Origin of the sequence: Polaromonas sp., from assembly GCF_010365105.1 — a bacterium.
Taxonomy (GTDB): domain Bacteria; phylum Pseudomonadota; class Gammaproteobacteria; order Burkholderiales; family Burkholderiaceae_C; genus Polaromonas.
The window spans coordinates 12986-25698 of the sequence record NZ_JAAFGZ010000005.1; the positions used below are offsets into that span (position 1 = coordinate 12986).

14 protein-coding genes are annotated in these 12713 nt (G+C 59.0%); 11 read left to right on the top strand and 3 right to left on the bottom strand.

The window, feature by feature from the left end; translation table 11 throughout:
- Position 1 precedes the first annotated feature (1 nt).
- From GZ092_RS04215 to GZ092_RS04225, 3 genes are all read right to left on the bottom strand, one after another.
- Positions 2-1177 (bottom strand): AI-2E family transporter, encoded by a 1176-nt coding sequence (locus GZ092_RS04215; RefSeq protein ID WP_293634675.1) that lies wholly within the window; start codon positions 1175-1177, stop codon positions 2-4.
- Between the two features lie 212 nt (positions 1178-1389).
- Entirely contained in the window at positions 1390-2124 is a 735-nt protein-coding gene (locus GZ092_RS04220; RefSeq protein WP_293634971.1) for a LytTR family DNA-binding domain-containing protein, read from the bottom strand.
- A 5-nt stretch (positions 2125-2129) separates the two neighbouring features.
- Positions 2130-3197 carry a histidine kinase gene (locus GZ092_RS04225; RefSeq protein WP_293634676.1) on the bottom strand — a complete coding sequence of 356 codons (1068 nt, stop codon included), beginning with the start codon at positions 3195-3197 and terminating at the stop codon, positions 2130-2132.
- Between the two features lie 200 nt (positions 3198-3397).
- On the opposite strand from GZ092_RS04225, the gene argH reads away from it, so the two are divergent.
- From argH to GZ092_RS04280, 11 genes are all read left to right on the top strand, one after another.
- Positions 3398-4807, top strand: a complete 1410-nt coding sequence (argH, locus tag GZ092_RS04230; protein ID WP_293634677.1) for an argininosuccinate lyase — start codon at positions 3398-3400, stop codon at positions 4805-4807.
- A 261-nt stretch (positions 4808-5068) separates the two neighbouring features.
- Complete coding sequence (locus GZ092_RS04235; RefSeq protein ID WP_293634678.1) at positions 5069-5581, top strand: hypothetical protein; 513 nt, start codon at positions 5069-5071, stop codon at positions 5579-5581.
- A 151-nt stretch (positions 5582-5732) separates the two neighbouring features.
- Positions 5733-6122: a hypothetical protein gene (locus tag GZ092_RS04240; protein WP_293634679.1), complete on the top strand. Its 390-nt coding sequence runs from the start codon at positions 5733-5735 to the stop codon at positions 6120-6122.
- Positions 6123-6338: 216 nt separating this feature from the next.
- The gene (locus GZ092_RS04245) at positions 6339-6719 is read left to right on the top strand and encodes a hypothetical protein (protein ID WP_293634680.1); all 381 of its coding nucleotides are present in this window, start codon (positions 6339-6341) and stop codon (positions 6717-6719) included.
- Between the two features lie 18 nt (positions 6720-6737).
- Positions 6738-7400 (top strand): hypothetical protein, encoded by a 663-nt coding sequence (locus GZ092_RS04250; protein WP_293634681.1) that lies wholly within the window; start codon positions 6738-6740, stop codon positions 7398-7400.
- A 147-nt stretch (positions 7401-7547) separates the two neighbouring features.
- Positions 7548-8012, top strand: a complete 465-nt coding sequence (locus GZ092_RS04255; protein WP_293634682.1) for a hypothetical protein — start codon at positions 7548-7550, stop codon at positions 8010-8012.
- A gap of 152 nt (positions 8013-8164) precedes the next feature.
- Positions 8165-8476 (top strand): hypothetical protein, encoded by a 312-nt coding sequence (locus tag GZ092_RS04260; RefSeq protein ID WP_293634684.1) that lies wholly within the window; start codon positions 8165-8167, stop codon positions 8474-8476.
- Between the two features lie 187 nt (positions 8477-8663).
- Positions 8664-8984: a hypothetical protein gene (locus tag GZ092_RS04265; protein ID WP_293634686.1), complete on the top strand. Its 321-nt coding sequence runs from the start codon at positions 8664-8666 to the stop codon at positions 8982-8984.
- 18 nt (positions 8985-9002) lie between these two features.
- The gene (locus GZ092_RS04270; RefSeq protein ID WP_293634688.1) at positions 9003-10181 is read left to right on the top strand and encodes an HPP family protein; all 1179 of its coding nucleotides are present in this window, start codon (positions 9003-9005) and stop codon (positions 10179-10181) included.
- A 369-nt stretch (positions 10182-10550) separates the two neighbouring features.
- Entirely contained in the window at positions 10551-11030 is a 480-nt protein-coding gene (locus GZ092_RS04275; RefSeq protein ID WP_293634690.1) for a hypothetical protein, read from the top strand.
- On the top strand, positions 11027-12484 hold the full coding sequence (locus GZ092_RS04280; protein ID WP_293634692.1) for an ATP-binding protein: 1458 nt from the start codon (positions 11027-11029) through the stop codon (positions 12482-12484). The genes GZ092_RS04275 and GZ092_RS04280 overlap by 4 nt, the downstream gene beginning before the upstream one ends.
- Positions 12485-12713: the final 229 nt, after the last annotated feature.

Consider the following 12713-nt stretch of genomic DNA (forward strand, 5'->3'; position numbering starts at 1 on the left):
TTCAGGAACCCAGGAATTCACCAATAGGCTTGAGGTCTTCGACCCGGTCGCACACCGACTTGACGATCATCAGGATCGGAATGCCGAGCAACAGGCCCCACACCCCCCAGAGCCAACCCCAGGCCAGCAGGCCCATGAACACAGCGACCGGGCTGAGCCGGCTGGCGCGGCTGGTCAGCCAGGGCGTGAGCAGATTGCCCACCAGCGTGTGGATGACGATTGACGTGCCGCCCACGGCCATCGCCATGTTGATCGATCCGAACTGCAGGAAAGCCACCAGCGCCGAAGCGGCCGCAGTGACCAGCGAGCCGATGTAGGGAATGAGGTTGAGCACGCAGGCGACCACGCCCCAGACGGCGGCATTGTCCAGCCCGAGGAGCATCAGCGCGACGGCGGTCAGCACGCCGACCAGCAGGCTGGTCAGCAACTGCACCTGCAGGTAGCGCTGGATCTGCCCGGCAATCTCATGCAGCGCCTGCAGCGTGATTTTTTTCTTGCTCAGGCTCGGCCCGGCCAGCTTGACCAGCTTGCGCCGGAAGGTATCGCCCGAAAGCATCAGGAAATAGGTCAGGAACACCACCACCGCAATTTGTCCGAGCAGGGCCAGCAGGCCGATGGTGCCGGTCCACAGGTAGTCCTTGATGTTGAAGCGCGGCGCCTCGATCACCACCCGGGTCGCGCCCCGGTTGGGGCCGGTGACGGCGGCACTTTCGCGCGTGGCCTGCTCGATCTGGGCGGCCGCCTTCTGCACCGTTTCCAGCGCGCTGTTTGACTTGCCGCTGCCTGACCTGAGCGCCTGCCCGAGCTTTTGCGCCGCCGCCGGCAGGGCCTCGATCAGTTGCGCGGCTTCAAGCCGCAGCTGGTAGGCGCCGGAAACCATCGCGCCCAGAATGCCCAGCAGCAGCACAGCCGAACTCAACCAGCGGGGCACACGCCTGGTCTCCATCCAGTTGACGAGCGGCGAAAAGGCATAGCTGAACAGCACGCTGAGCATGATCGGGATGAGCACGACCCGCGCCCACTGGAGCACGAAAAGGCTGACCAGGATGGCCAGGAGCACCAGCGACATGTTGCGCACATCCACCGGCATGTGCAAAAGAAACCGTTCCGGTTCGGGAAAGTCCGTGACATCGGGTTCGGCAACGACCGGATCGTCTGCAATGGTTTCTTCGGTCATTTGTCATCCTCGTGAGGTTTGGGTGCTTGCACCCGGCATTCTGTCAGCAACAGCGGTACGTTTGGGTTGAAAGCATTGCACCCGAAATGCCGGCAACGCACCATAGGACGCCTCCCCGCAAACCGGACAGTGGCAGGAGTCACCGGCTGCCAGCGGCCGCCGTAATCCGGCCGGGCAAGGCCTTCATCCGCCGCCAGAAGGCACCCACGGAATCAGCCGGCAATGGCGTCCCGGACGGCGCCAAGCTGGCGGCGCGACACCGCCAGCAACTCATCCAGGCCATTGAGCCGCACGGCCCAGCCCTCGCCTTCCTCGGGATCGAAATGCTTTTCCAGCGCGCGCACCGCGCTTCTGGCAATCAGCGCATTGCGGTGAATCCGCACGAACCGGCCGCCAAAACGCGCTTCCAGCTCGCTCAGCGAGCCGTCCAGGATGTAGCTGCGCCTGAGGGTGCGCACCGTGATGTACTTCAATTCGGCCTTGAAATACAGCACTTCGGCCATCGGCACGCGCTCGGTGCGGCCCCGGTCCTGGATCAGCAGTGTTTCTTCAGCCATTTCGGGCTCTTGCGCAAGCCTGTTATGCATCACACGCTCTACTTTTTGTAGCGCCTGGCGCAGCCGCTCCAGCCGCACCGGCTTGGTCAGGTAGTCCACTGCGTCCAGCTCGAAAGCCTGCACCGCATGGCCGGCATGCGCGGTGACGAACACCACGGCAGGCGGCCGGGGCAGGCTGGCAATCAGCCGGGCCAGCGCCAGGCCGTCAACGCCGGGCATGTGGATGTCAAGCAGCACCGCGTCAAACGACTGGTGCTGCAGCGCATTCATTGCCTGCACCGCGTCGCCCGCCTCGGCGGCCACTACCGACGCCGGCGACGTGCAGTCGCCCAGCAAGGTGCGCAGGCGCAACCTGGCCAGCGCCTCATCGTCTACCAGCAGAATTTTCAAGGCGTTCACAAGGGAATCTCCAGCCGGACCTGAAACAGCCCGTTCTTGCAAGCCGTCCTGAACTGGGCCTGCACATCATGCAGCAGGAACAGACGCTCGCGTACATTGGCCAGCGCCAGCCCATGGCCCGGCCGTCCGCTTCCGGCGGGTGTCGAATTGGTCACCTTGATGACCACGGTGCTGCCGTGCCGGCTCGTTGAGATGAGGATTCTTGCGCCGCTGGCACTGGGCTCCACGCCGTGCAACACGGCATTTTCAACCAGCGGCTGCAGGAGCAGCGGTGGCAGCCGGGCCGTGTCTGCGCCGGGGTCCAGGTTCCACTGCACGCGCAACCTGTCGCCAAAGCGGACCTGCTCGATGTCCAGGTAGCGCTGCGCCAGCAAAATTTCCTGCGCCAGCGTAACCGACTCGGCCGGGTCGGCCAGCGCGCTCCTGAACAACTCGCTCAGGTCTTCCAGCACCGCCTCGGCCCTGGCCGGCTCCGCACGCACCAGCGCAATCGCGCTGTTCAGCGTGTTGAACAAAAAATGTGGCCGGATGCGCGACTGCAACTCGGCCAGACGGGCAGCCGTGGCCGCAGGCGTCCTGGCCTTGGCACGCCAGAACAGGCCTGCCAGCACCAGCGCCGACAGCAGCACGCCGGCGGCACCGCTGGCCCACCACGGCGCAATGGGCAGCATGCCCATCAGCGCCAGCAGGCCGCAGGCATAGAGCCCTGCAGCAGCTCCCAGGACGGTCCCGGCCAGCCATTGCCCCGGAACCTGCAACCGGTTCAAACGGGCCTTGAAAGCGCAGACGGCGATCAGCCAGGCCAGTGTGGCGGGCAGCACGCCGCCGGTCAGCAGCGAAAACCGCAGCAGCCAGTCCAGCGGGTCCGAGGTGCCAAACATCGCACCCACGCCGGCAACCGCCTGTACCAGCAGGACCACCCGCAGCACGACGCCCACATGACACGCGTCGAACAGGCTGGCACCCGGCGTTAAAGGCGAGGCAGCCACCAGCGCATCGGACGGTGTCAAGCCGCCATGCAGGGTGGAATCGTCAAAGTTCTGGGAGACAGTGGCGGGCTTCATCATTAAAAAGAAGGGTTGCGGTTCTTCAGTCCGGGTTGATTTTCAGGCCATCAGGCGCGCAGATAAAATTACCGGGATGAGTATTGCACCGGTCGAGGCTTTCAGGCCCTTGGGCTGAAGACTATTTCAGCCACCGGCTCAGCCCCAACACAGCGCTCGTTTCAACCCGCCCAGAGCCTGTCCCTTCAAGAAAGCCCGCCATGAATCAATTCGACAAAAAATCCCAAGCCTGGTCTGCCCTGTTTTCCGAGCCCATGAGCGACCTGGTCAAGCGCTACACCTCCAGCGTGTTTTTTGACAAGCGGCTGTGGCAGGCCGACATTGCCGGCTCGCTGGCGCACGCCGACATGCTGGCCGCGCAAGGCATCATTGCCCCCGCCGACCATGACGCCATCCAGTACGGCATGGCGCAAATCACGCGCGAGATCGAAGCCGGCGAATTTGAATGGAAGCTCGACCTTGAGGACGTTCACCTGAACATCGAGGCGCGGCTGACCCAATTAGTGGGCGACCCCGGCAAGCGCCTGCACACCGGCCGCTCGCGCAACGACCAGGTCGCCACCGACGTCCGACTGTGGCTTCGTGGCGAGATCGACCTGATTGGCGGCCTGCTGATTGATCTGCAAAAGGCGCTGGTCGAGATGGCCGATAAAAACGTCGAAGTGATTTTGCCCGGCTTCACCCACCTGCAGGTCGCCCAGCCGGTCAGTTTTGGCCACCACATGCTGGCCTACGTCGAGATGTTCAGCCGCGACGCCGAACGCATGAATGAAGTGCGTCGCCGGGTGAACCGCCTGCCGCTGGGCGCCGCCGCCCTGGCCGGCACCAGCTACCCGCTGGACCGCGAGCGCGTTGCCACCACCTTGGGCATGGTTGACGAGCAAGGCCAGCCGCAGGTCTGCCAGAACAGCCTGGACGCCGTCAGCGACCGCGACTTTGCGATTGAATTCACGGCAGCTGCGTCGCTGGCGATGGTTCACATCAGCCGCTTCAGCGAAGAGCTGATTCTCTGGATGAGCCAGAACTTCAGTTTCATCCACATCGCCGACCGCTTCACCACCGGCTCGTCGATCATGCCGCAGAAGAAAAACCCCGACGTGCCCGAACTGGCACGCGGCAAGACCGGCCGCGTCGTCGGCCACCTGATGGGCCTGATCACGCTGATGAAGGGCCAGCCGCTGGCCTACAACAAGGACAACCAGGAAGACAAGGAGCCGCTGTTCGACACCGTCGATACGCTGAAGGACACGCTGCGCATCTTTGCCGACATGGTCGGCGGCATCACCGTCAAGCCTGAAGCGATGGAACGCGCCGCCCTGCGCGGCTACGCCACCGCCACCGACCTGGCCGACTACCTGACGAAAAAAGGCCTGCCCTTCCGCGACGCCCACGAAACCGTCGCCCACGCTGTCAAGGCCGCCACGGCGCATCAGGTGGACTTGTCGGAACTGCCGCTGGCGGTGTTGCAGGAGTTCAACCCGTCGATTGAAAAGGATGTGTATGACGTGCTGAGCCTGCGTGGTTCGCTGAATGCGCGGAATATTCTGGGTGGTACGGCACCCGTGCAAGTGCGGGCGCAGATTGCGCGGCACCGGGCGCGGCTGGGGTGATTTTTCTGGGGTCAGCGGGGCTTTGTTGCTGATGATTATTCGGGTTCAGCTTATGCGGACAGCATTGTCCTCGCCCGAATAACTCAATGTCATCGTATTTAGCGGATTCCGCCGTGCGAAGTTCGTCCGTGAAATTTTTGGTTTGCCTGAATGCTGAACAGCTATGGCTTCAAATGGAAAATCTGGACTATCGAGTAAATGGCACGGCATTGGGGAGTGCTGTGGCAATAAGATGATGTCGTCCAATTAACGTTAAATCTCATGAGCAGACCATCCTCCCCATTCGCCAAAGCAAACACGCTGAAGGCACTTTTGCTGTTCGTCACGGCCGAAAAAAAGTACCTCGATTTAGCGGTCGCGCATGGAATGGCAGTCAACTTGCAAGCACCAGACTTGCGCCGAGCCTTTGACCAAGGCCAGTTTCCAAAGGTGGGATGGGAGAACGAGGCGCGGGAATCCGCGCATAAGTTTGCAGCTGAGCTTCGTAGAGGAATTGCATCTGCTTTCATCGCAACTTTTCTTGTCGATGGTGTCGGTGTTGCCATCGCCTGGATGCTTGGCAAGGTGGGAGCGCACATGAATGCTGATCCAGGCAAGATTTTGAGTGCATCAGGCGGCTTCCTTGCGGCATGGGCCACGCTTTGGGAGCTTGGCGGGTACGCGAAGACATACAGCGGCGAAGCGCTTCACGAGGTACTCCATCCGCTGTTCTTTCGCATTGCCTTTCTTCCTGGTGTAGCGTTAGCAACGGCAGGGCAACTCTGGTGGCAATGACGCCTAACCAATCATTGCAGTGGATGGGCTTCGCCGTCCACTGAATTCAAACGTCAAGCAGATGAAAAATGCCACACTCACACACCCGCTACCCGTACAAGACGATTACAGTGCTTGATATCTGAAAAACATAGACTACGTGGAGAAAGTTATGACAGACAAGAAAAGTATCCTGGTGATTGGGGTGCAACCTACGCTCATGGATTTTTCTGATCCAGACTACGCCGCTTACCCTGGCATGAACGCGGCGAAGGTATTGGCCGGCCTCAAAGCTTCTGAAGACAGCTTGACTGACCGAGGCTACGACGTGCAAATGTGTCTTACCGATTTTGGTGAAACTGCTGAAGCAGTTGTTCGGGACCAACTGGAACAAAAACGGTTCGATTGCATCGTCATTGGGGCAGGCATACGAACAATCGCAGGAAACTTTTTATTGTTTGAAAAGTTGATAAACGTTGTACACGCGCACGCTCCTCAAGCCAAGCTGTGCTTCAACACTGGGCCGACTGACACCACTGAGGCAGTACAGCGCTGGCTCTGAAATGCAAGACGACTTTGTGCTTTCGCAAGGTAGAGTTGCCTTACCATTCGTTGCAACGGACTGCCTTCGACAGCGGTGAAACTCCAACGTTAGTCATCAAGGAGCGCCTGCGATATAGACAAAAGCCAGGCAGAAGTCGTTTGCGATGCCGTAGCAGAGGAAGCACAAAAACAGGAAACCGGGCGCAAGAACACTGCAACTCGCCCGGTTTCGATCATGTACCGGTTTCCCGAACTCAATTCATTCGAGGCCTGGGAGCGTCCAATCGTCATAGCCAAGTCCACAAAGCGCGCAATGCGCAATAAGTCAGTTCTGCTGGCCTGGGCTGTCTCCACCGCAGTCGTTCTGGTGCTGGCCTACTTTGCAATGACTGCGTACAAAGGCACTTCACTTTTCCTGCTCTGGCCAGGCGCACTTGCAGTCTGTGCGCCCATGTACTTCTATCGTCGCAAAGTCATTCGGAAGTTGGTTTACAAGCGCTCACGGCTGCGTGTTCGTAGCAAAAGCGAAGAGTCCCCCAGTGACGCCTGGCCCTTTTTTCAGGCGGACCCGCCTGCGACGATTCGGTCCACTGAAGTCAAACGTCAAGTTGCATAAACGACCCTGTTTTTCCCTATGCGTCCAGAAGTCGAATACCCATCAAATCGATTGCAAACCGTAGCCGGCAAAGCGCTGGCATCTCTGTGCTTGGCCTATGCGGCCGTCTTGGGGGTCGGACTGCTCACCCTGCCGTCGCCAGACAAGCAGATTCAGGATCCCTGGTTCACGCTCATGGAAATTCTGATTCTCGCAATTGCACCAGCAATGGTTGCATTCACGGTAGGCATCCACTCGGCCGCATCTGCGGAGAGAAAACCTTTGGCACTGCTTGGCGTGATCTTCATGAGCATGTGTGCCGCGCTCACTTCATCAGTTCATTTTGCGATATTGACGCTCAGCCGCCAGCCCGAGATGGCAGCTACCGCATGGGCAGGGCTGGTCTTCTCTTTCACCTGGCCGTCTGTGGTCTACGCCCTGGACATTTTGGCGTGGGACGTATTCTTTCCTCTGGGGGCCTTGTTTGCTGCGTTTGCAGTTCCGGGCACTGGGCGCAGGCGGTGGGTGCGCCAACTGCTCTACGCGAGTTCTGCTCTTGCATTCCTTGGGCTATTGGGTATACCGTTAGCCAACATGAACATCAGGAACGTCGGAATCATTGGCTATGTGGTTCTTTTCCCGATGGCCGCTGCTCTGTATGGCACCACGTTCAAACCGTCAGGCACCCAGGGAGCGACCTGAGCACTTGGTCGAGCGGACCCACTTCGGCATGCCGCTTGAGGGCCCTGTTTCATTTTCGGGATTGCGTTGCTTCTGGCTTGAGTTCCATGCGCCTTCGATTTGATTTGAAGGCTTTTGTGTCATTCAGACTTTTCACAAGGACCAAAAATGCATCGTTCAAAACTAATCGCAGCGACGCTGGTCTCATGCCTGCTCGGATGTACATCCGCTATCGCAGCAGATCCGACCACTGCAAATGACGCCTTCAAGCCCTACAAGCTCGTCGGAGGCTGGGACTTCACAAGCGGAAACAGCGGGCGCAAATACTCCGGCGATGTCCGGATTGAAGTCAACACACTTGCGGCGAATGGCGTCATGCATGGAAAGGTTTCCTTCGACGGACGACAGACAAATGACAATTGCAGCACACGTGGCGTCTTCAATGATGATCCGGTTGAGGCCGAAATTCGAAAGACAGCGGTTGGCTACGATGTGTCGTTCATGCTGAAGTGTTCGAAAGGAGAAAGTCCTCAATTGCGCCAATGGACACTTGCGTGCGAGGGCGACACCTGCACCAGACCCGAAGTTCTTCCGAATGGCAAGGGCATGCTCACAGTCAAACAAGTGGACTGACGACCCTTGCCACTGAAGTCAACGCTCAACCCCTTTCTCAAACGAAACGCCAACGGCAGGCCACCAGGCATGTTCTGTGAAACGCAGCATTTCTCCCAGTCCAGGCCTGGCATCCTTCCGTTGTCACCCGCTTGTCTTGAATCCCAGATCTTATGAAATCACCCGTTGTCCTTAGCGCCGGAGCACAGGCCGCAGTCGCTGCGCTCATCATGCTGGGCATGGTCGGCGGCTCTCTGATCGCGGCCTACTCCGGGTTCGGCACGTCGCCGCGCCATGGAGGTCCGTCAACTTTCGTCCCGGCACCTCAGGCTTACTTGCTGGCTGCCACGATGTACGGCATGTCTGCCATCGGCTTGCTCGCCTTGCTCAGCAACCGAAAAGCCTCGCGCACTGTGATCACCCTTGCTGCGGTCGCGTATGCCATTGCTGCAGCAGGCCTGACAGCGGTGTTGTCTCCGAACTGAGACACTGTGGGCAAAGGGGTGTCTGGCACATGTGTCGTTTTGATTTGGCGGCTTCCTGAATGAACAGGAACCGGATTTCAATGATTTCAATCACAGCTATCAACAAGTAACGGAATTTAAACTTTTAAATGTGTCGTCAACCCGTCTTTGAATCCCGCATGAATGTGCGTTGATCAGTCAGGCTTCCATGAACCCACCCACTACTCCCGACGGGCGCTACTTTGTCGTTCGCGGCCGGCTGTGGCGGGCCACCCATCCATCCCTGCCTGAAGACGTGCGCGGCGCACTGGTGCAGCAACTCATGAACGCCCGGCGCGCCGTGAAGACGGCTCTTGGCGCCCAAGACATAGCCAGACTTGCGCAAGCCCGGGCAGAAGTCAACGCAGCGAAAATCGCGCTGGGCGAACGCGGCCCGGTCTGGTGGACCGATGGCGCCAGGGATTTCAACCGGCACCTAGTCAAAAATACACCGTATGCCGAGTGGTATCAACGCCTTGAGGGGTCCTAGACATGAGAACCACATCCAATGAATTTGCCTTCCCGTGACGGGTTCAACGCTTTGTTGAGTGCTGACTGGTGGCGCGGTTTCCTGCCGGCGCGTACCCGTATCAACAACCGCGAGCGGCTTCGCATCGTGGCAGGCTCGCTTTTCGGAATTTTCCTGACCGGGCTGCTGTGCTTTTATTTTGGCCAGAGTTCAGTGGTGCAAAAACTTCCCTGGCTGGTCGCACCGCTGGGGGCGAGCGCGGTGCTGGTGTTTGCCGTTCCTGCCGGGCCGATGTCGCAGCCATGGCCCGTGGTGGGTGGCAACACCTTGTCGGCGCTGGTGGGCATTGCCGGCGTACACGGCATGCACCTTCTGGGCTCGCCGGAGTTGGCCGCTGCGCTGGCCGTGGCTACGGCCATTGCCGTGATGCTGGCGATGCGCTGCCTGCATCCGCCCGGCGGCGCCATGGCTCTGATGATGGTAATGGGGGGAATCCGTGAGCCGGCATTTGCGCTGTACCCGGTATTGCTCAACTGCCTCTTGCTGGTGCTGGCCGGCATTGGCTACAACAATGCCACGCGCCGGCACTACCCGCACAGTCAGCTAAAGCCTGCCGCGGCGCCCACTTCACCCACCGACCAGATGCTCGACGCGGACCTGGACGCGGTGCTGGCACGTTACAACCAGGTGCTGGACGTGAGCCGTGACGATCTCAAGGCGCTGCTGGTGGAGACCCAGCTGCGCGCTTACGAGCGCAAGCTGACCCAGATGCGCTGCGCAGACATCATGTCCCGCGACCTGGTGACTGTGGCGTTTGACACGCCACTGCAGCAGGCGTGGGCGCTTCTGCGCGAACGCCGCATCAAGGCCCTGCCGGTGGTGGACAAATCCTTTCGCATCGCGGGCATCATCACACTGGCCGATTTCATGCGCGCGGCTGAACTGGATGTCTATGAAGGCTTTGGCGACAAGTTGCGAAATCTGGTGCGCACGACAGCCAATGTCTTCTCCAGCAAGCCCAAACTGGTCGGCCAGATCATGACGCGCAACGTGCGGGTGGCCAGCATGGAGAGGTATCTGGTGGAACTGCTGCCGCTGTTTGGCAGCACGGGCCATCACCATATTCCCATCGTGGACGAGGACAAACGCCTGGTCGGCATGATCACCCAGTCCGACCTGGTTGCTGTGCTGGGAAGGGCCGCTGACCCTGCGGCCTAAGCTGGGCGCATGCTGGCCAGAATGCAGATTTTTTTAGACTCGGTTTGACTCGCCCCGCTGGCCAGTCGCCTTGGCGCGAAGCATGGTTGGTCAGCATATCGAGGTGTTGCTTTTCTCCCTGGCTGTGTTCAACAAAATAGATCGACAGGCCAGATTTTTTGCATTCGCGCTTCATAAAACTGCAGTACAGGCTATCGATTGACCTGATTATGTAACGCACATATACTAAAAGACACGATTAGATACTCATATCAATACTCTGGTCAGCACCTGCTTTTTGAGGTGCTGCTTCGTCAAAACCATGCGCTTTTGTGGCAGAGCAAATAACCAGGATTACCGATGTTTTCAAACCCGAATCGCCGGCTGTGTTTGCTGAGCGTCGCGGCCTTTTTCCTTGCCAAACCAGCCCATGCGCTGGACGACCCCAAAGGAAAGGTCGTTTTGACCGTCAGCGGCAATATCAAGGTCAAAACCGCCGGTGATTTGGCCAAATTCGACATGGACATGCTGGCGGCCCTTCCCCAGCACAGCTTCTTGACCATGACCCCCTGGTACCCGGAGAAGAAAAAGTTCACCGGGCCGTTGCTGCGCGACGTTCTGGCAGCTGTCGGCGCGCAGGGAAAAACCTTCAAGGCAGTCTCCCTGAACGATTACAAGGTCGAGATTCCCGTCGCGGATATCCAGCAGTTCCCGGTGATCCTGGCGCGCCTGATGGATGACAAACCGATGGCGACAAGAGACAAGGGGCCGCTGTTCATTGTTTACCCGTATGACAGCAACATCGTGCTTCAAGCAAACTTGTATTACAACCGCTCTGCCTGGCAAATTCGTGCTCTCGAAGTGCAGTGACTGAAGCCGTCCAGCATCCTCTATTACGCTACGTGTTTTCGGGCCGCTGGGCAGTGGGTGTGACGGCGTTGCTGATAGCCGTGTTTGTAGCTGTCGGCTGGATACAGGCGCGTCAGAGCCAGCGAATCGACGGCACCATTGCCTACAAGGAAGAAAATATCTCGTGGATTTTCTTCCAGCTTGAATACGAGTACACCGCGCTTCGCGACAGCCTGCGTCAGGCACGGCGCTACCCCCAGGCCATCAATGCCGAGGCGCTGCGCCAGGGTTATGAAATTTTCGTCAGCCGCTTCTCGCTGGTGCAATCCATGCAGCTCAGCAGACCGGATGTATCGCTGCCGAACCAGCCGCATACCTCTGAACTGATCGCACAATTCATTGGTCGCGCCGATCCCTTCCTTTCAGAAAATTCGCCTTCCCGCCTGACGCCGGACGTCATCGCCATCCTGTTGAACGAAGTCGAGCCGCTTGTCGACCCCATCCATGACCTGTCATTGCTCACCATTGAGGTGGTGGGAGAAAGTAATCAAAACCGCGATGCTGTGGCGCGTGAACAGGTTCACATCAGCATTGCGCTGAACATTTTTCAGGGTTTGCTGACGCTGGCCTTCGCGGTCATATTGCTTTGCAAAATTCGTTCGCTCAAAAAACGCAGCGACGAGTTGGGTCGGGCAAAAGACGAAATCCTTTTGCTCAACAGCGAACTGGAAGACCGGGTGCGCCAGCGCACCCTCCAGCTTGAAGCGGCCAACCAGGCCCTGGAAACGTTCTCGTATTCGGTGTCACACGACCTTCGCGCACCCCTGAAAACGATTGACGGATTCAGCCATTTGCTGGAGCGGGCGGTGGCCGACAAGGCGGGCGAAAAAGGCAAGCATTACATGCACCGTATCCGCAATGGCGTGCGGCACATGGGCGAGCTGATCGATGGTCTGCTGTCACTGGCGCAACTGTCACGCGACACGCTGCAGTTCAGCCAGGTTGACCTGAGCGCACTGGCCAGGCGCGTTGCGCAGGAGTGCCAGGAACGCGAGCCATGCCGCCGGGCAGAAATCCACATTCAGGACGCAATGGTCGCCACGGGTGACTGGCGCCTGTTGGGGGTGGTGGTGCAGAACCTGCTGAGCAATGCCTGGAAATTCACGTCCAAGCGCGAACTGACCCGGATCGACATCGGCTGCGCGACGAACGCAGACAACGAAACCGTCTATTTTGTCAAAGACAATGGCGCCGGCTTTGACATGGCGTACGCCGAGAAGCTTTTTGGCACCTTCGAGCGGCTGCATTCACCCTCGGATTTTGAAGGAACCGGCATCGGCCTGGCCACTGTGAAACGCATTATTGAACGGCACGGCGGCCGTGTCTGGGCTGAAAGCAAGGTAGATGACGGCGCTGTGTTCTATTTCACGCTGGCTGATGTCAAGACAAGGCCACCCGGTGACGTCTTGCGATAGGGTTTTGGCGTCATGGCAGTGGTGTCAGCCCCGCAGCCGCATCCTGAATGCATTGCCGTAGATCGGCGTGGAGGAAACCGCAGGCAAAGGTGTGATTTCAGAATTCATGGCGCGATGTTGAGGACCGCGCCAATCGAATAGCACGATTGTGTTTTTTCAATCCTTGGCCAAGCTGTCCAGCCCCGGCATTCCCGTACACTGCCTGCCCCGCATCCTGCACTCCGCAAGG